This window comes from Ruegeria sp. AL3 (genome assembly GCF_056536065.1).
Window position 1 is genome coordinate 998,148 of the sequence record NZ_JBQFJG010000001.1, and the last position, 18,148, is coordinate 1,016,295.

The window sequence follows — 18,148 nt, forward strand, 5'->3', positions numbered from 1 at the left end:
ACACACCGACCTGTTCACGCTAGCATCGGACAAAACAACAACGCAGGTGCCTCCCGTGAACAGTGAAACCAAACGCCCGCTTACCCTTCGTGATGTGTCCGAGGCTTCCGGTGTCTCAGAGATGACGGTGAGCCGGGTTCTGCGTAACCGGGGGGATGTGTCCGACGCCACCCGCACCCGCGTTCTGGCCGCCGCCAAAGAGCTGGGATATGTCCCCAACAAGATCGCGGGCGCCCTGGCATCCAGCCGGGTCAACCTGGTCGCGGTGATCATCCCCTCACTTTCGAACATGGTATTTCCCGAGGTGATGACCGGCATCAATCAGGTGCTCGAAGATACCGAACTGCAACCCGTGGTTGGCGTGACGGATTATCTGCCCGAAAAAGAGGAAAAAGTGCTGTACGAGATGCTCTCGTGGAGACCCTCGGGCGTGATCATTGCAGGGCTGGAACACACCGACGCGGCGCGCGCCATGCTGGATTCGGCTGGCATTCCGGTGGTCGAGATCATGGATACCGACGGCAAACCTGTCGACGCGATGGTCGGCATCTCGCATCGCCGCGCCGGGCGCGAAATGGCGCAGGCGATCCTGAAGGCCGGGTATCAGCATATCGGCTTTATGGGCACCAAGATGCCGCTGGATCACCGCGCCCGAAAACGCTTTGAAGGGTTTACGGAAGTGCTGGGCAAACACGGGATCGAGATCGAAGATCGCGAGTTCTATTCCGGTGGCTCTGCCCTGGCCAAAGGGCGCGAGATGACACAGGCCATGCTTGATCGGTCACCCGATCTGGATTTCCTGTATTATTCCAACGACATGATCGGAGCTGGTGGTCTGTTGTACCTGCTGGAGCAAGGCGTGGATATCCCGGGGCAGATCGGTCTGGCGGGGTTCAACAACGTGGAACTTTTGCAGGGTCTTCCGCGCAAATTGGCGACGATGGATGCCTGTCGTCTGGACATAGGACGTCAGGCCGCGCAGATCATCGCTGAACGCCTGAAGGACCCGGAGGCCGAAATCGAGACACGGGTCACGCTGACCCCCAAGATCAGCTATGGCGACACTCTGAAACGACGATGAATGCGCCCCTGAAGCGGCTCGACAACCGGACGGCCCGCGCCGTTTTCCTGGATCGCCATGCTTTGGCCGAACAGCCTGCGGGCGCGGCCAAGTGCGCCGGGCTTCTTGACCTTGTCCAGCGGTTGGGGTTCGTGCAGCTCGACAGCATCAACACCGTTGCCCGCGCTCATGACATGATCCTGTTTTCCCGACGGCCTGCGTATCGCAGCGCCAACCTGAAAAGGCTCTATGAAAGGGAAAAAGCGCTGTTCGAACACTGGACACATGATGCGGCCGTAATCCCCATGTCGTTCTATCCGCACTGGCATCTGCGCTTTCAGCGTGATGCGGATCTGTTGAAGGCACGCTGGAAGAACTGGCGGCGGGATGGGTTCGAGCAACAGTTCGAGACTGTCTTGCAACACATCCGCGACCACGGGCCCGTGTGTTCGTCAGACGTTGGCAAGGATGAAAAGAAAGGCTCGGGCGGTTGGTGGGACTGGCACCCGTCAAAAACCGCATTGGAGTTTCTGTGGCGTTCCGGGGCCCTGACCGTTGTGGGCCGCGACGGGTTTCAGAAACGGTATGATCTGACTGAACGTGTGATCGAAACCCGCCTGTGCCCCGGGAACATGGCCTGTGATGCGACGGCGACCGTGGATTGGCTGTGCAACGCAGCGCTGGACCGGTTGGGCTTTGCCACGTCCGGCGAGCTGGCCGCGTTCTGGGGCACGGTTACCACCGCCGAAGCCAAAGACTGGTGTGCCACGGCGTTGGCTCAAGGCAATATCGAAGAGATCGAGGTCACTTGCGCCGATGGACGCCTGCGCAAAACCTTTGCCCGCCCTGAATTGATGGATCGGGCAACCGACTTGCCGCAACCGCCCGGTCGGATCCGAGTGCTCAGCCCGTTTGACCCCATACTTCGGGACAGAAACCGGGCCGAGCGGCTGTTTGGCTTTCACTATCGCATCGAAATTTTCGTGCCCGAAGACAGGCGCACATATGGGTATTACGTCTTCCCCTTGCTTGAAGGCGATCGATTGATCGGCCGGATCGACATGAAGGCGCATCGCGATCGCGACCTGCTGCATGTCAAAGCGCTCTGGCCCGAACGCGGAGTGCGCTGGTCTGACGCCCGCACCCGCCGCCTGAACGCTGAGCTGGACAGGGTGCGTAGGCTGGCAGGCGTCACGCATGTAGAGTTCGCAATTGACTGGCTGAAAGACCCTAAATAGGGTCTATTCGACGTCAGACAGCGTGAGCTGAATCGGCTCCAGCCCATCGATTTCACCAGTCAGAACATCTCCTGCTACAACCGGGCCCACGCCAGCGGGCGTGCCGGTCAGGATCAGATCGCCGGGGCGCAGATGGTAAAAACCGGACAAGTGCACAACGATTTCGTCTATCTTCCAAATCAGCTCTTCCAGTGTCGCGTTCTGGCGCAGTTCGCCGTTTACACTGAGGCGGATGTGTTTGTTTTCGTCCGGTGACCAGGCAGCGGCGGGCGTCAGCGGTGCGAATACCGCTCCGTTTTCGACGTCTTTGCCCAGATCCCAGGGTCGCTGCTTGTTTCGCTCGCGGATTTGCAGGTCGCGGCGGGTCATATCAAGCGCACAGCCATAGGCGTAGACAGCATCCCATGCCTGCGCACGGGTGGTCCGAAACACAGGCTTTCCAATCGCCAATGCCAATTCCATCTCATGATGGTAATTCTCGGTCCCGGCTGGATACGGGACGGTCGAACCAGTCAGAATCGCGTTTGGCGCAGATTTGGTGAAATAGAAAGGTGCTTCGCGATCCACTTCATTCCCCATCTCGGCAGCATGGGCCGCGTAGTTTCGACCGACGCAGAAAATGCGCCCAACAGGATACCCTGCGGTCTCGCCAACAATGGGGATGGTGATTGGATCGGGAAGGGAAAACACACTGTTCGACATGTTGGTTCCTGAATATTGCTTTGCCGTCATCTTACGCCTGCCAGAACAGTCGGCAAGCCGGGAAAGCGCGCTGGATTTCGCCGCTATCCAAGAGTTGTTTCAGCGCGAACCTGCTCAATTCTGACCTGAAAGAAAACCGCCGTATCAAAACAAGTGCATATCCGTCTTTATGGACGCATCAAGGTACAAACAAATCGGGTTAACACTTGGCTCAGACGAAAGTCGGGCTAGGTACTGAGGAAGACTGGTTTGACGCATCCATCTTAGGAGATGCGAAGACAGCAACACCGCGCCCTTGGCACCATAAGCGACCAAAGTGACGCGAGGAAACCACTTGCGGACCCACGTAACGATCGGCAATTGCCTAAGTCTGTTTCGGAGAGCATAGGTGCATGGCCCTTCCCCCAAGGGCCGAAAGACCCTAGTCAGAGCCACATTTCCGGCTCTTCAATACTCCGATGCGCAGGCCGGACCGTCAGGCAAGGCGTGACGTAACCGGCCTCAGGCCAGGCCTAACCCAAATCCAAGTCTGGCCACCCCGTCGGAGATCGCCCCTAAAATCTCCGGCGGGGTCCTTGCAGATGACACCCATGTTCTGCGACCGGCATCAGGTATCCAGGTCGTTCAACTCGTTCAGAAGATCCAGCAACAATTCGTGTTTTTCCGGCCCCAGAAGGGAACGAATGCGTTTCGCCTGTGCCATGCTGGCGGGCTGATTGGCATGAATGATCTGAACGCCACGCTCACCGATCTCGACAATCTGGCGACGCCGGTCCGCCGGATGGCATCGTCGGGAGATCAGGCCGCGATGCTCCAGTTTCTGCAATATCCGTGTCAGGCTTGGCAACAACAGACAGGCGCGTTCGGCAATATGCGTCGGTTCCTGCGGGCCTTCTTCGTTCAATACGCGCAACACGCGCCACTGCTGTTCGGTGACACCGGCGTCGGCCAGCATTGCTCGGATGGGTCCCATAACCTTTTCCCGCGCCCGCAAAAGCGCAATGGGCAAAGATCGCGACGTCAGTGGGAGGTCGTCGGTCATGCCAAAATTATCGCCGAAATCCGTGATTTACGCAAGGGAACCCTCGGCTTTCGGTTTGAAGCACAAGAACCGCAGGGGCGCCGCCACCCTTGCGTGGCGCGCCTTTGCCGCCGTCAATCCGATGACGCCAAATTGCATTAAAACTGGACAATTTCGCGCCACGGAAGAAGATGTGGAAACGGCCACTTTCGCGACCACGTCGCGCCGAAGATTTTGCAACAAAGGAAACAGTATGGCTGCGCAGCAAAACGCGTTCAAACAGGCTCTGAAAAAGGGAGAAACGCAGATCGGGTGCTGGATGAGCTTTGCCGAGCCCGCAGCGGCCGAGATGATGGGAACCGCGGGTTTTGATTGGCTGGTAATCGATGGAGAGCATGCCCCTAACGATATCCGGTCGATCCGGGACCAGCTTCTGGCACTTGCGGCAAGCGACTCTCATGCGGTTGTGCGGGTTCCCGTGGGTGAGACCTGGTTGATCAAGATGGTTCTGGATGCGGGTGCTCAAACCATTCTGGTTCCGATCGTGGAAAGCGCCAAGCAGGCGCAAGATCTGGTTCGGGCCTGCCGTTATCCCCCTGCCGGTGTCCGTGGCGTGGGCGCGATGGCATCGCGGGCGACGATGTACGGATCGGTCGGAGATTATATTCAGACCGCAGATCAGGAGATTTGCCTGTTGTTGCAGGTGGAAACCCGCGCCGGAATTGCTGCTCTGGACGACATTCTTGATGTTGAAGGCGTGGATGGCGTATTCATAGGCCCTGCTGATCTGTCGACCGATATGGGCCATCAGGGCAACAGCGCGGCACCCGAGGTGCGCGCGGTTATCCGGGATGCACTGACGCGGATCAAGGCCGCAGGCAAAGCGCCGGGCATTCTGGCCACAAATGACGAGGCCCGTCAGGCATATCTGGATATGGGCGCACAGTTTTTGGCGGTTGGCATTGATGTGATGCTTCTGACGCAAACGGCACGTGATCTCGCCGCACGATGGAAAGCCGACTAACCGCTCAACGGTGCATGGCCGCTGCGGCTTGGGCGTATCCGCCCGAGGCACCGTCGACGAAATGCACATGATCGTCCCGTGTGGCTGACGGGACGAAACAGGTCATCATCGCCTCGTCCTGCACGTGCAGACCGTATCGGATTTTGCCGCGCCCGCGTGCTTCTTCCAGCAAGTGTTCGATCTGTCGCAAAGTGGCCGGGTCACAATCCAACGTCATCTTCAGGCCGTCATCAAACTTGCGGAAATCGGCATTGCTGCTGACCATCGTCCTGTAATGTTCGGGTTCGAACTGTCCCAGCTTCTTGCGTGTTTTGAACAATATCGCGATCAGCAGGTTCTGAACCAGAAGAACGAGCTTGTGCAGAAACAAATTCCGCCCGTTGCGCGAAACATGCGCATCAATGTCGAGGCCGGGGGGCGGCCACGTCATGGGCGGACCATTTACAGGCACCGGATGACCTGCGCGCTCCAGCTCTTCTGACGCGGACAGAACCGATTGCGCAAGGTCGGCAAAGTCGCGTTCAGTTGCCGACGCAGTGGGTTCAACGACCAGTGACACGATCTGACCGTGCCGCGCCGGGCTGTTTGACCATCTGCATGACAGGCCTGTCAGGTCCGGCTGCGCACCCGGTTCGGCAGGCGCGATAATGTGATGGCCCGCTTTCATCTCTGCCTCGGCCCAGGCCAAGCCTCCGCCCGAGAACATGGCATAATCCACCCCGGAAGAGGGCGCAAAACGAGCGACGCGCAAGTCCCTGCCTGCTTTTCGGATATCCGCCACCGACACCAGCGCCGCACGCAACGGCATGGAAAACTCTTCTTCCGCCCAGCGCCGCATGGCTGACAGAGTATCCCGCGCTGCTTCAACTTCGCTGGGGGGGATCGCAAACGCCGCCCCGTCGCCGCCAAAGACATAGGGAAACAACTTGCCGTCCATCGCGTTTATCATCGCCGAGATAACAGCAGCCCCCACGGTGTTGACGGTTTTGTATCGTCCCCGCGCGATCTCGCCGGTTGAATCGACGATGTCGGCAACTCCCAGAAACCAATCGTCGGGCACCGGCGAAAACTGCGCCGGATCCGCCAGACGGGTGAAATCCCTCAACAGGGACAGGTTTTCGTAAAATGCGGAATGGAGGTCTTTCATTTTCCCCCTCGAAATCAAACTTCTGGCAATGATAGCCGGAATGCGGCCCGAGTCCTCGTTTTGAAACATAGTACACATGCTTGTGCGTTGCATCATTGCGTGCCAAGCATTCCTTGCGAAAAAGCGGAAAAGAGGCGGAATATGCAGGCGGGTTTGGTGGTTTTGTGCCTGGGCTATGTGCTCAGCCAGTTTTTCCGTGCATTTCTGGCTGTGCTCAGCCTGGATCTTGAACGCGACATCGGCGCTACACCCGAAGATCTGGCCTTTGCATCCGGCCTTTGGTTTCTGGTGTTCGCTGCAATGCAAATCCCGGTCGGCTGGGCGCTGGACAAGGTTGGGCCCAGGCTGACCGCAGCCGCGCTTCTTCTGGTTGGCGGCGCAGGAGGATCCGCAATTTTTGCGGTCGCGACCTCACCGTTGCATGTCAGTGTTGCCATGGGCCTGATCGGGGTTGGGTGCTCTCCGGTTCTGATGGCTTCCTATTTCATCTTTGCCCGCGAATACCCGCCCGCGAAATTCGCGACACTGGCCGCCGTCATGCTGGGTGTTGGCTCGGTGGGCAATCTCGTGGCCTCCTATCCGACTGCGCTGGCTGTCGAATGGATGGGATGGCGCGCCACCATGGTTGGGCTGGCCGTTATATCTGCTGCGATTGCTTTGGGTATTTGGCTGAGCCTGCGCGATCCAGCGAAGGTTGATACGGAACACAAAGGTTCACTTCTGGACCTGCTGAAAGAGCCTGCACTGTGGCTGATCATGCCCTTGATGCTGGTGGCCTATGCGCCCTCTGCCGCACTGCGCGGGCTATGGGCCGGGCCGTATCTAAACGATGTCTTCGGGCTCAGCACCACCCAGATCGGCACTGCGACACTGGTCATGGGGTCTGCGATGATCGCCGGTACCTTTGTCTACGGACCGCTGGATCGTGTCTTCGGCACTCGGAAGTGGGTTATCTTCACGGGCAACGCGCTGGGTGTCGTGGCGCTGACCCTGCTTTGCGTTTGGATCGACCATGCCACATGGCTGTCCGTTCTGCTGTTGGCCATCATAGGGTTCACCGGGGCCAGTTTTCCGGTCATCATGGCCCATGGTCGGGCCTTCGTTCCCGCCCATCTGGTGGGCCGAGGCGTAACCCTGTTGAACCTTTTCGGAATCGGAGGGGTCGGCATCGCCCAATTTGTCACCGGGCGCATTCATGCCGCCACGGCCCAGGCTGGAACAACCGCGCCCTACACCGCGATTTTCGGGTTTTTTGCGGTAACCCTTGCCATCGGTTGCGTGATTTATCTATTCAGCCAGGATAATGTGGATTGAAGCAATTGCGGAGCAAGCCGTGCAGGATATCGAGGTTATAGCGCCGAACCTGAAACACAGCCTCTCCGGCGTCACCACAACCGTAATCCGCCTGTTGCCGATTCAAAAGCATATGATCAGGATCGTCGCCACGGGACCCGGCCTGCCGGGTGATCTGCCCCATATCCGGTTGATCAAAATTCCGTTCCTTTCGAACAGAACGCTCCGGGTGTGGCATGCACGGCGCAACACCGAAATGCTGATGGGTTTGTTTCTGAAACATGTGCTGCGACGCAATCTGAAACTTCTGTTCACCTCGGCTGCGCAACGAAATCATTCGGGGTTCACCAAGTGGCTGATTTCGAAGATGGATGCGCTGATCGCCACAACGCCGCAAGCGGCGTCGTTTCTGGAACATCCCGCAACCGTCATCATGCACGGTGTGAACACCGAACTGTTTCACCCGGCCGAAGACAAAACCGCCCTGCGGCAGAAGCTGGGGCTGCCGGAAGGGACCTTGATCGGGTGTTTCGGGCGTATTCGACCTCAGAAAGGTGTCGATCTGCTGGTGGATGCGGCGATCGAGATTCTGCCGAACCATCCCGACGCCAGCATCGTGTTCACCGGGCGCGCCACCAAAGAATTTGAAGCGTTCCAACAGGAGCAGGAAGCCAAACTCAAAGCTGCCGGGCTGTCGGAACGGGTGCACTTCCTGGGCGAGCGCCCTTGGGAGGAGATCGTTGAAACCTACCGCGCCCTTGACCTGTTCGTGGCCCCGGCCCGTCACGAAGGGTTCGGCCTTACACCGCTTGAGGCGATGGCCTCCGGCGTGCCTGCAATCGCCTGCCACGGGGTCGGAGCGTTCAGCGCCCAGATCGAGGACGGGAGAACCGGCCGCTTGATCGAAAAGGACAACGCCGGGGCGCTGGCTGAAGCACTGGAACAGATGTTGAGCGATCCGGACAAGCTGGTGCAATCCGGTCAGGCCGCAAGACAGCGTGTCGAGCAGCATTTTCGAATCGAAGGTGAGGCCGAGGCCATCGTGCGGGTCTATCGGTCTTTGCTGAACACGGGTGAAAAAGCGCATTCGGGTTAAAATCGACGTCAATTCGGCCAATTCACCCGTGATAGCCCTTTTTTCTTTGCTGCAACGCGGCTATGAACGCGCGTCCTTAACTTTGGAGACATGAAATGGGCTATCGCGTCGTTGTCGCCGGCGCCACGGGTAACGTGGGCCGCGAAATGCTGAACATTCTGGCGGAACGCCAGTTCCCGGTCGATGAACTTGCCGTGCTGGCAAGCCGTCGTTCGCTGGGTACGGAAGTAAGCTTTGGCGACAAGACACTGACAACCCAGGACATCGACACCTTCGATTTCACCGGCTGGGACATGGCCCTGTTCGCCATCGGCTCGGACGCAACCAAGACCTATGCCCCCAAGGCGGCTGCGGCTGGCTGTGTGGTGATCGACAACTCGTCGCTGTATCGCTATGACCCCGAGATCCCTCTGATCGTGCCGGAATGTAACCCGCAGGCGATCCACGACTACAAGAACAAGAACATCATCGCCAACCCGAACTGTTCGACCGCGCAGATGGTGGTGGCGCTCAAGCCGCTGCATGACCGCGCCAGGATCAAGCGCGTCGTGGTGTCGACCTATCAGTCGGTGTCGGGCGCGGGCAAGGAAGGCATGGATGAACTTTGGGATCAGACCAAGGCGGTTTACAACCCCACCACGGACGTGCCGCCGAAGAAATTCCAGAAGCAGATCGCCTTCAACGTCATTCCGCAGATCGACGTCTTCATGGAAGACGGCTCGACCAAGGAAGAGTGGAAGATGGTTGTCGAGACCAAAAAGATCGTCGACCCGTCAATCAAGGTCACCGCGACCTGCGTCCGCGTTCCGGTCTTCGTCGGCCATTCCGAGGCCGTGAACATCGAATTCGAGGAATTCCTGGACGAAGACGAAGCCCGCGATATCCTGCGCGAAGCGCCGGGCATCATGGTGATCGACAAACGCGAAGCGGGTGGCTACGTCTCACCGATCGAATGCGCGGGCGATTTCGCCACGTTCATCAGCCGTATCCGCCAGGATTCGACCATTGAGAACGGTCTGAACCTGTGGTGCGTCAGCGACAACCTGCGCAAGGGCGCCGCCCTGAACGCGGTGCAGATCGCGGAACTTCTGGGCCGCGAGGTTCTGAAAAAGGGCTGACATCCCGATTTTCGTCAAAGCTTGAAAACCAGGAAACCCGCTGATTGTTCAGCGGGTTTTTTTGCGTTTCTCAATAGCTGGTTTACAGACGACGTGACGGTTCGGTCAGGTTGCTGATGCCAACGGAAATGCTGCATGGTAGGTGTCTAAGATGGGCCAATCAACATCAACCAAGCACGATCCAATACCCTATGCCCTTGCCGGGGCGGGAGTGTTCTTTGCATCCATCTGTTTTGGCTTTGTACCCTATTTCAGCCGTGGACTCACTGACCAGGGACTCGCGCCTTACGCAGTTGCGTTTTATCGGTACATTTTGACGGCGATCCTATTGTTGCCAACCCTTCTGAAGCATCGTTCAAACCGGCGGGAAATAGTCTGGGGTATGGCTGCGGGGGCAGTCATGGGGCTTGGGTGGGTCGGATATGTTACCGCACTTGAAACAGTGCCGGCATCAACGGTGGGTGTTCTTTACATGACCTACCCGGTGTTTACGATCATCATCGCTTGGGCGATATTCGCCGATCCGCCGACGCGGCGCAGCCTTGTTGCGGCCGGTTTGATTGTTCTTGCGGCAGGCATTGCAGGGTCTCCGGCATCCGTACCGATTGACCAAATTCCAACGCTGCTTGTCTCTTTGGCTGCACCTTTCGGATTTGGCTTCGGCATATGCGTGCTTGTACACCGTCTTTCGCGAATTGCTCCTTTGGCCAGGATAGCGTCGGTTTCGTTGGGGTCGGTCGTCGGGCTAACCCCTTTGATTATCTCTTCGGAAATTGGCGAAGTCCTGCCAGCAGGCGGCAGTGACTGGTTTCTGATCGTCGGGATCGGTCTTATGACGGCACTGGTTCCCCAGCTGATTTACACCGTCTGTTCCCCTGTCATCGGGGCATCGCGCACGGCCGTTATCGGCAGCATTGAACTGCCGACAATGTTTGCCGTGGGCGTTTTTGCCTTCGGTGAAACAATCACAGGTGCGCAAGCAGTGGCCTGTGCCTTGGTTTTGAGCGCCATTGCACTTGCACAAAGTCGCGCAACACGAACCTTTACCACCGTGATCAGCAGTCAACGTCACAGGTGAGTCCGCGCCCGAGGTGGCCCGTCAATGCGCTCAGCAGAACCGGCTCGGATCACCTCTTCCACCAAATCGGCACCTTCCGGTCCATCACCCGCATCCATCATGGCTGCGCTATGAACCTCGGTTAGGGTACAGTCTTGCGCGCGGTGAAAATCGCCAACCTGTTGACAAAACCAGACACGCTTGCCACCTAAAACTGAACCTTGTTCGTGGCGGATGTCGGAAGTCCGGAAAAAACCGCCCGGTGCAAGGTAAAAGAGGCAGGGCATGCACATTTTGACCAGACGCAGGATTGCCAGAACCCTGACCATCGGATGCACATGCGTTCTGATGATACTGGTCGTCATTGGCTTTACGGGGCAGGTTTTTGCCGTGGGAGATTCAATCGCTCTGCTCCGGCCTCAGGCTGGTGTTTTGCTTCTCCCCTGCGCGGTAATTCTTCTTTTCATGCGCGCCAGATATCTTGCATTGGCCACCTTGGTCTTTTCCGGGATTGCCATCGGGTCCATCGCGGCCAGCGTTGCCGCGCCCTCGTACGATTGTGACGACACCTGCCTGACGCTGTACCAGAAGAACCTGATGAGCAAAGCCTGGCCCCGGTATTCGCTGGCCGATGATATCCTTGAATCAGACGCTCAGATCGTGACCTTGCAGGAAGTCTCCAGCCACAACCGCAAGTACATGAGCAACCTGTTCGAGCATTACCCCGAACAGGTGATCTGTGAATTCCGCCCCGAACAAAACGTCGCCATCCTGACGACCTTGCCGATTGTCGAGAATTCCGAGTTCTGTCTGCAAGGTTATGGGCTTGTGGGGTTACAGGTCAAAGCGCCCGGCGGTGACTTGGTCTGGGTTGTTTCAGTTCATCTGAACTGGCCATTTCCTTACGACCAGTCCAGACAAAGCCAGGTGATTGCCGACCGCATCAGCCAACTTGAAGGACCGGTTCTGATTGCCGGGGATTTCAATATGGTGCCCTGGGGCGAAAGCGTCAGACGGATCGGAGCAGCCGCAAACAACCAAAGCTTTGGAACCGTCCTGAACACCCACAACCTCGGCAGTTGGAAAATCCCATTGCCGATAGACAACCTGTTGTTCCCCAAAGGCACAACCGGAACAGTTGAGCTGCGCCCCTTCATGGGATCCGATCACCTGGGAAAGCTTGCCCGGTTTCGACTGGGCTAGGGCTTCGGTCAAGCACACCTCCGCATGCTTTCCCAAAAACAAGCAGCCTAGCTTTGGTTTTCAACCAGTGCTTTCAGATTGGTCAGACCACGGTCATAGTCCTCGCCCACCCACGTATCCATCATCAAACCCATCCAGCGGGACATGGGATTCAGACCCAGATCCGAGTCAAACCCCCAGGTCACTCTGGTTCCCGCCCCGTCAGGCTCAAGGATGAAGGACGCTGTGGCAGTACCCATCGGGCCAAAATCCAGCGCCGTTTTGACCCGTTGGTTTTCCACGCTTTCGACGATTTCCTGTGATCCCGTACCGACCTGCGGGTGATCCGACGCCCAGTTCAGAGTGTTCCCGACTCCGGCGGCAGGGCCGGAATAGGTCAGTTTGGTTTCGGGGTCCCGGTGCAGCCACGGAGACCACTTTTCGGTTTCCTGCATCGAATTCACGTACGGAAAGATGGCGCTTGCCGGCGCGTCGATCGCGATGCTACGCGAAACTTCCGCCTTTCCCGGCAACAGATAGGAAACCGCGACCAGAACCAGAATACAAACGACCAATCCTGCGAAGATGCGCTTGATGACTTTCATGGCAGGCTCCAATCTTCAGGTGTAATGGGTGGAGTATACCAAAAACGGCCCTGAATCAGAGCCGCCATTGTTGTTTCGGATTTCCAGCTCTGTCACTGTCAGACCGGGACGAACTTTTTTTGGTAAGGGTCATAGCTTTCAAGCCCGCCTGCGCCGATATCCGTCCACAAGCCGTGCAAGCTCAGCGCGCCTTGATCAACGGCTGACGAGACGAAGGGGAAGGTCATCAAGTTTTCCAGCGAAGCGACAACCGATTGACGTTCGAACTGCCGGGCCTGTTCGACACCGTCCTCGATATCCGCGACCAGTTCGAATTTCGGCTTCAGAATATCCATCCAGCGGCCAACAAAGCTGTCCTTGGCATCCAGTTGCGGCGCCTGCCCCTTGCACATGTCGATGCAGCCCTGCACGCCGCCGCATTGCGAATGCCCCAGCACGATCAAATGAGCGACCTTGAGCGCCGTTACAGCGTATTCGATCGCGGCGCTGGTGCCGTGGTGGTCCCCGTCCGGTGCATAGGGCGGCACCAGGTTGGCGATATTGCGGTGAATAAAGAAATCGCCCTGGTCAGCGCCGAACATGGACGTGACGTGAACCCGGCTGTCGCAGCAGGATATGACCATGGCGCGGGGGCGTTGCCCTTCATCGGCGAGACGGCGATACCAGACCTGGTTTTCCGAATATGTTGTGGCCTTCCAACCGTGATACCGTTTTACAAGGTAGCTCGGCAGAGGTTTGGCAAATTCCATTTCAATGTCCCCGTTCTTGTCGCTGAAGGATGATCTAAACCGAATTCAACGAAAATTCGAGCCATTATCCAGTTTCCCCGCAAGGTTTTGCAAAGGAATTTTCTGCCAGGATCAACACCGCGCCGTGGGGGCGTTTGAACTAGGGTGAATGTGGTGGAAAAGATTATCACGCTTGAACATAAGGAATCCGTCCGTCTGGACTCGGATCAACTGAGCGGGCTGTACCGGCAACTTGGCGACAAGAATGCGCTGGATGTTCTGTGTCGCACGGTCGAAGAGCTTGCCGTGCGCCTGTCAAACTGCGAACGCTACTGGCGTCAGCGCGAATGGGCGGACCTGCGCAAATGCGCCAGGTCACTGGTCGCTATATCCGAACAGATCGGGATGACGGCCCTGGCCCGGGTGGCGGGTGACGTGGCCCACACCGTCGATGCCGGTGACGCCGTTGCGGCGGGCGCGACGCTTGGGCGTTTGATCCGCGTGGGCGAACGATCGCTGACCGCCGTCTGGGACCAGCAGGACCTTTCCGTCTGACAGGGGTTGCGGGCAGATCATGCGCGGCTAGTCTGTGCGCAGAAACCATCAGCCGAGACGCCCATGACCCTGTCCTTCGCCCCATCCTCTGACCCGTCCATACCGCTTCATGTGATTGCGCAGCCGGATTTGGACAGTTGGTTGCAGGACCAGCCGGATACCGTCCGGACCTGGGTTGCCGCAAGCGGGTTTACAGGTGCGATGGGGCAGACCCTGCTGGTGCCAGGCGCGCATGGCGCGGTTGATTTTGTGCTGGCCGGGTATGGAACAGAAGACAAGCGCGCGCGAAAAAGGTTCCCATTGGCCGCCGCAGCCATGGCATTGCCCGAAGGAACCTATCATATCGCGTCCGGAATTCCCGCTGATCGTCTGGAAATGGAGTGCTTTGGCTGGTTGATGACAGGTTACACCTTCGATCGCTACGCGTCTCAATCTGCTGGAACCGCGGCGCTGGTTGCGCCCGAAGGTGTCGACGCCAACCGTATCGAAGCGATGGCCAATGCCGAAGTTCTGACCCGCGATCTGGTGAATACGCCAGCCTCGGATATGGGTCCTGAGCAGTTGCAGCAGGCGGCCGAGGCTCTGGCCGGTGAATTCGGTGCCGCGTGCAGCGTGATCAGCGGCGCGGCCTTGCTGGAACAGAATTTTCCTATGATCCACACCGTAGGGCGCGCCGCCGAACAAGCCCCCCGGTTGATCGAGCTGAATTGGGGCAGCAGCGGCCCCAAACTGACTCTGGTCGGCAAGGGGGTGTGTTTCGATACGGGTGGATTGAACCTGAAACCGGGCGCATCCATGGGTCTGATGAAGAAAGACATGGGTGGCGCGGCCAATGTGTTGGGGTTGGCGCGGATGATCATGCAGCTGGGTTTTCCCCTGCAATTGAGGGTCTTGATACCGGCAGTCGAAAACGCGCTTGCCGGAAATGCCTTCCGCCCAGGGGACATCCTGACCTCTCGCAAGGGACTGACGGTCGAGATCAACAATACGGATGCCGAAGGGCGTCTGGTGCTTGCTGACGCGTTGGCGCTTGCTGAGGAAGGTGAACCCGATCTGGTGATCTCGATGGCGACGCTGACCGGGGCCGCCCGTGTGGCTGTGGGCCCCGATCTGGCACCTTTCTATACCGATGATCAGCGCTGCGCGTCTGCTCTGTCGCATGCCGCTGAGGCTTCGGCTGATCCGGTCTGGCGCATGCCGTTCCACACGCCCTATGAAGCGATGATTGAACCCGGCATCGCCGATCTGGACAACGCGCCGTCGGGCGGGTTTGCAGGGTCGATCACAGCCGCTCTGTTTCTGCGCAGGTTCGTGGGCACACGCCGCTACATCCATTTCGACATCTATTCCTGGCAGCCCAGCAAAGAGCCGGGGCGCACCAAGGGCGGTCTGGGTCAGGGACCTCGTGCCGTGCTGACGGCGTTGCCGGAGATATTGGGACTGTGACACGCCATCGAGTTTCCGCACCAGTTGTCGATTTGCAGCGCAGCCCAGACGGGCCACGCGACCGGCAATTGTTGTTCGGTGATACGGTTCAGATCGAGGAAACAAAGAGCGGGTGGAACAGGGTCATCGCAGACAAAGATGGGTATACCGGCTGGTTGCGAACAGATCAGCTGACGGCGGATGCGCCTGCGACGCATTGGATCACGGCGCCTGCAACGCATGCCTACCAGGAAGCGGATTTCAAAAGCCGCGATCTGGTGTCGCTGAGTTTCGGAAGCAAAATCCAAGCCAGGACCGAGACGGACCGGTTTGTTGAAACCGAACTGGGATATATCCCAAAGGTACACACGGCGCCGATGACCGAAAAGCCTGACGACCCGGTCGAAGTGGCCCAGCTGTTTCTGGGCACACCCTATTTGTGGGGCGGCAACAGCCGGTTCGGCATCGATTGTTCCGGGTTGGTTCAAGCGGCGCTTTTGGCTTGTGGCCTGCCGTGCCCCGGCGACAGCGGCGATCAGGAACGCGCTTTGGGCAAAACCGTGATCGAAGGGGGCCCTGCGCAACGGGGTGATCTGTTGTTCTGGAAAGGGCACGTGGCCTGGGTTTCGGGCCAAAACATGCTTTTGCATGCGAACGCCAGCCATATGGCGGTGGTATTCGAACCAATGGATCAGGCGATCCGCCGCATAATGGATCAGGGTGACGGGCCGGTCACGGCCCACAAAAGGCTCTAATCCGGGTTTACGGCCCGGATCAGCTTGCGTTCCAGTACCCGCAGGACTGCCCGAAGATCGTGGCCGCGTTTCAGGATGCGGCCATCCATACCTATGACGGAATACATTCCCTGCCGGGACCTCAGGCGCGGGTGTTTTTCGACGCGGTAGATCGGATGTTCCGCGGTGCGCCGAAAGATCGAGAACACCGCCATGTCGCGCAGGTTGGAAATACCGTAGTCACGCCATTCTCCGGCGGCGACCATCCGACCATAAACGGATAGGATTTGAGACATCTCATGCCGGTCGAAAGCCACGGGCATCTGCGCTGCGCTTGCCGAGAACCGGCTGGGAGGCTGCATATTCATACCTCCAGCCTTGCCGGAAATCGTGTTTGAATCAAGCCTGATGCGCAGTTGTCCTACAATTGCGACACAAGTGTTACCGTCGGCCGACCTGACGGCAGATCAGGATTACAGGTAACAGACCCACCGCCAGAATGACCAGCGAAGGCACGGCGGCGCCCTCCAGCCTCTCATCCGAGGCCAGCCGATACGCCTGCACCGCCAATGTGTCGAAATTGAACGGGCGCATGATCAGCGTGGCGGGAAGTTCTTTCATCACGTCCACGAACACGATCAGCAGGGCCGTCAGCAGAGAGGGGGTCAGAATCGGCAGGTGCACCCGTCGCAATGTTCCCAACGGCGTCTGACCCAGTGAACGGGCTGCGGCATCCATATTCGCATGTACAGTGCTTTGGCCCCCCTCATACGCGCTAAGCGCGGCAGCCAGGAAGCGCACCATGTAGGCAGCGACCAGCAGCCAGATGGAACCTGTCACCAACAGCCCCGTGGATACGTCGAAGGTCTGTCGCATCCAGACGTCCAGCGCGTTGTCAAAACTCGCAAAGGGGACGATCAATCCAACCGCAATGACGCCACCGGGAACGGCATATCCCAGACGCGCCATATATGCGGTCGCAGACGAGGCGCGCCCGGGCCTCAGACGTTGAAAGAACCCGACACTGATCGCCGCAAAGACGGTGATGACCGCCGCCGTACCAGCAAGTATCAACGAATTCTGGATGAAACCAATATAACGCTGCGACAGCAGGTTCTGTTCGGAGTCCAGGCCCATCTCGACCAGAATGATGACGGGCAGCAAAAAACCGAAAAGAACGGGTATTGCACACAGCAGAAATGCCCCGCAGGCGCGCAGACCCGTCAGATTTGCCGCCGGTTGCGCCACATGCTGTTTCCCCGCCTGATAGTATTTTGCCTTGCCACGCTGGGTGCGCTCGGCCACGGCCATGATCAGGGCAAAGACCAGCAGGCACAGGGCCAGTTGCGCCGCTGCCGCACGATCGGCCATGGAAAACCAGCTTGTGTAGATCCCGGTGGCAAAGGTCTGTACGCCGAAATACGACACGGTTCCGAAATCTGCGATGGTCTCCATGACGGCCAGCAGAACGCCGCCTGCAATGGCGGGTCGCGCCATCGGCAGTGACACGCGCCGAAAAGCCAGCCATGGATTGTTGCCCAGCGCCCGCGCCGCCAGAAACGCGGTTGCGCTTTGTTGCAGGAACGCAGCCCGCGCAAGCAGATAGACATAAGGGTAAAGCACAAGGATCAACATGACCGCTGCACCCTCGGTCGAGCGGATTTCCGGGAACCAATAGTCGCGCGGGCCCCACCCCGTTACATCACGCAGCGTGCTTTGAACGATGCCCGGGTGATCCAGAATGAAGGTGTAGGCATAGGCCAGAACATACGCCGGAAAGGCCAGCGGAAGGACCAGTGCGATCTCCAGAAACCGCACGCCGGGAAAACGGGTCATCGTTACCAGCCAAGCCGCCCCGGTGCCGATGCTGAACGTGCCGGCCGCAACCAGGACCACAAGAATCAGGGTCGTCGCGATATAGCCGGGCAGCACCGTCTCCATCAGGTGCGAGATCGTGTCCGTTCCCCCGGTTACAGCCGCCAGGACCACGGCGATCATCGGCAAAAGGCACGCGGCAGCCACGACGTAGGCGATCCCCGCCAGCAGTCGGGTACCGCGTACACCGCGATTGCGCGATCCGTTCTGTGAAAACTCGATTTCGGCCATCATCCCGGCTTGTGATTGGCAAAGGCGAAGGGTTCGCCTTTAATCGACCAAAAAGCT

19 protein-coding genes are annotated in these 18,148 nt (G+C 58.5%); 11 read left to right on the top strand and 8 right to left on the bottom strand.

The genetic code is table 11. The features are described from left to right. The first annotated feature begins 55 nt into the window (after nt 1-55). Nucleotides 56-1,081 (top strand): LacI family DNA-binding transcriptional regulator, encoded by a 1,026-nt coding sequence (locus ACR3E6_RS05030; protein WP_171635491.1) that lies wholly within the window; start codon nt 56-58, stop codon nt 1,079-1,081. After that, nucleotides 1,078-2,298 (top strand): winged helix-turn-helix domain-containing protein, encoded by a 1,221-nt coding sequence (locus ACR3E6_RS05035; RefSeq protein WP_480486119.1) that lies wholly within the window; start codon nt 1,078-1,080, stop codon nt 2,296-2,298. Before ACR3E6_RS05030 ends, ACR3E6_RS05035 begins: the two co-directional genes overlap by 4 nt. 3 nt (nt 2,299-2,301) lie before the next feature. On the opposite strand, the gene ACR3E6_RS05040 is transcribed toward ACR3E6_RS05035, so the two are convergent. Together ACR3E6_RS05040 and hpaR are read right to left on the bottom strand one after the other, a co-directional pair. After that, nucleotides 2,302-3,000 carry a fumarylacetoacetate hydrolase family protein gene (locus tag ACR3E6_RS05040; RefSeq protein WP_171635793.1) on the bottom strand — a complete coding sequence of 233 codons (699 nt, stop codon included), beginning with the start codon at nt 2,998-3,000 and terminating at the stop codon, nt 2,302-2,304. 607 nt (nt 3,001-3,607) lie between these two features. Then, on the bottom strand, nt 3,608-4,042 hold the full coding sequence (gene hpaR / locus ACR3E6_RS05045) for a homoprotocatechuate degradation operon regulator HpaR (RefSeq protein ID WP_171206457.1): 435 nt from the start codon (nt 4,040-4,042) through the stop codon (nt 3,608-3,610). A gap of 232 nt (nt 4,043-4,274) precedes the next feature. Here hpaR and ACR3E6_RS05050 point away from each other — a divergent pair, with 232 nt between their 5' ends. After that, nucleotides 4,275-5,045: an HpcH/HpaI aldolase family protein gene (locus ACR3E6_RS05050; RefSeq protein ID WP_171724051.1), complete on the top strand. Its 771-nt coding sequence runs from the start codon at nt 4,275-4,277 to the stop codon at nt 5,043-5,045. Between the two features lie 4 nt (nt 5,046-5,049). Here ACR3E6_RS05050 and ACR3E6_RS05055 read toward each other — a convergent pair whose 3' ends face one another. Beyond that, a complete protein-coding gene (locus tag ACR3E6_RS05055; protein WP_480486122.1) occupies nt 5,050-6,192 on the bottom strand; it encodes a DUF3095 domain-containing protein in 1,143 nt (380 codons plus the stop codon). Nucleotides 6,193-6,333: 141 nt separating this feature from the next. On the opposite strand from ACR3E6_RS05055, the gene ACR3E6_RS05060 reads away from it, so the two are divergent. The 4 genes from ACR3E6_RS05060 (at nt 6,334) to ACR3E6_RS05075 (ending at nt 10,777) form a co-directional block, all read left to right on the top strand. Further along, on the top strand, nt 6,334-7,506 hold the full coding sequence (locus ACR3E6_RS05060; protein ID WP_480486124.1) for an MFS transporter: 1,173 nt from the start codon (nt 6,334-6,336) through the stop codon (nt 7,504-7,506). Beyond that, nucleotides 7,496-8,581 (top strand): glycosyltransferase family 4 protein, encoded by a 1,086-nt coding sequence (locus ACR3E6_RS05065; RefSeq protein ID WP_480486126.1) that lies wholly within the window; start codon nt 7,496-7,498, stop codon nt 8,579-8,581. Before ACR3E6_RS05060 ends, ACR3E6_RS05065 begins: the two co-directional genes overlap by 11 nt. A 95-nt stretch (nt 8,582-8,676) precedes the next feature. Beyond that, nucleotides 8,677-9,699, top strand: coding sequence for an aspartate-semialdehyde dehydrogenase (locus tag ACR3E6_RS05070; RefSeq protein ID WP_480486128.1), 1,023 nt, complete (start codon nt 8,677-8,679; stop codon nt 9,697-9,699). Nucleotides 9,700-9,850: 151 nt separating this feature from the next. After that, nucleotides 9,851-10,777 carry a DMT family transporter gene (locus ACR3E6_RS05075; RefSeq protein ID WP_480486130.1) on the top strand — a complete coding sequence of 309 codons (927 nt, stop codon included), beginning with the start codon at nt 9,851-9,853 and terminating at the stop codon, nt 10,775-10,777. Here ACR3E6_RS05075 and ACR3E6_RS05080 read toward each other — a convergent pair. Then, entirely contained in the window at nt 10,768-11,121 is a 354-nt protein-coding gene (locus ACR3E6_RS05080) for a hypothetical protein (protein WP_480486132.1), read from the bottom strand. The genes ACR3E6_RS05075 and ACR3E6_RS05080 overlap by 10 nt on opposite strands. A 100-nt stretch (nt 11,122-11,221) precedes the next feature. Here ACR3E6_RS05080 and ACR3E6_RS05085 point away from each other — a divergent pair, with 100 nt between their 5' ends. Then, on the top strand, nt 11,222-11,959 hold the full coding sequence (locus ACR3E6_RS05085; protein ID WP_480486134.1) for an endonuclease/exonuclease/phosphatase family protein: 738 nt from the start codon (nt 11,222-11,224) through the stop codon (nt 11,957-11,959). A gap of 47 nt (nt 11,960-12,006) precedes the next feature. Here the strand turns inward: ACR3E6_RS05085 and ACR3E6_RS05090 are convergent, their stop codons facing one another. Together ACR3E6_RS05090 and ACR3E6_RS05095 are read right to left on the bottom strand one after the other, a co-directional pair. Further along, the gene (locus ACR3E6_RS05090) at nt 12,007-12,543 is read right to left on the bottom strand and encodes an SRPBCC family protein (protein ID WP_210093163.1); all 537 of its coding nucleotides are present in this window, start codon (nt 12,541-12,543) and stop codon (nt 12,007-12,009) included. A gap of 98 nt (nt 12,544-12,641) precedes the next feature. Next, the gene (locus ACR3E6_RS05095; RefSeq protein ID WP_152459543.1) at nt 12,642-13,292 is read right to left on the bottom strand and encodes a carbonic anhydrase; all 651 of its coding nucleotides are present in this window, start codon (nt 13,290-13,292) and stop codon (nt 12,642-12,644) included. 144 nt (nt 13,293-13,436) lie between these two features. Here ACR3E6_RS05095 and ACR3E6_RS05100 point away from each other — a divergent pair, with 144 nt between their 5' ends. The 3 genes from ACR3E6_RS05100 (at nt 13,437) to ACR3E6_RS05110 (ending at nt 16,006) form a co-directional block, all read left to right on the top strand. Beyond that, nucleotides 13,437-13,826 (top strand): hypothetical protein, encoded by a 390-nt coding sequence (locus tag ACR3E6_RS05100; RefSeq protein ID WP_170345768.1) that lies wholly within the window; start codon nt 13,437-13,439, stop codon nt 13,824-13,826. Nucleotides 13,827-13,889: 63 nt separating this feature from the next. Beyond that, nucleotides 13,890-15,272, top strand: a complete 1,383-nt coding sequence (locus ACR3E6_RS05105; protein ID WP_171724045.1) for a leucyl aminopeptidase family protein — start codon at nt 13,890-13,892, stop codon at nt 15,270-15,272. Continuing rightward, nucleotides 15,269-16,006: a C40 family peptidase gene (locus tag ACR3E6_RS05110; protein WP_480486137.1), complete on the top strand. Its 738-nt coding sequence runs from the start codon at nt 15,269-15,271 to the stop codon at nt 16,004-16,006. The genes ACR3E6_RS05105 and ACR3E6_RS05110 overlap by 4 nt, the downstream gene beginning before the upstream one ends. Here ACR3E6_RS05110 and ACR3E6_RS05115 read toward each other — a convergent pair. Together ACR3E6_RS05115 and ACR3E6_RS05120 are read right to left on the bottom strand one after the other, a co-directional pair. Further along, complete coding sequence (locus tag ACR3E6_RS05115; RefSeq protein ID WP_117871396.1) at nt 16,003-16,353, bottom strand: DUF2794 domain-containing protein; 351 nt, start codon at nt 16,351-16,353, stop codon at nt 16,003-16,005. The two genes, ACR3E6_RS05110 and ACR3E6_RS05115, sit on opposite strands and share 4 nt — an antisense overlap. 73 nt (nt 16,354-16,426) lie before the next feature. Then, nucleotides 16,427-18,091, bottom strand: coding sequence for an ABC transporter permease (locus tag ACR3E6_RS05120; RefSeq protein ID WP_171230091.1), 1,665 nt, complete (start codon nt 18,089-18,091; stop codon nt 16,427-16,429). Between the last annotated feature and the right edge of the window lie 57 nt (nt 18,092-18,148).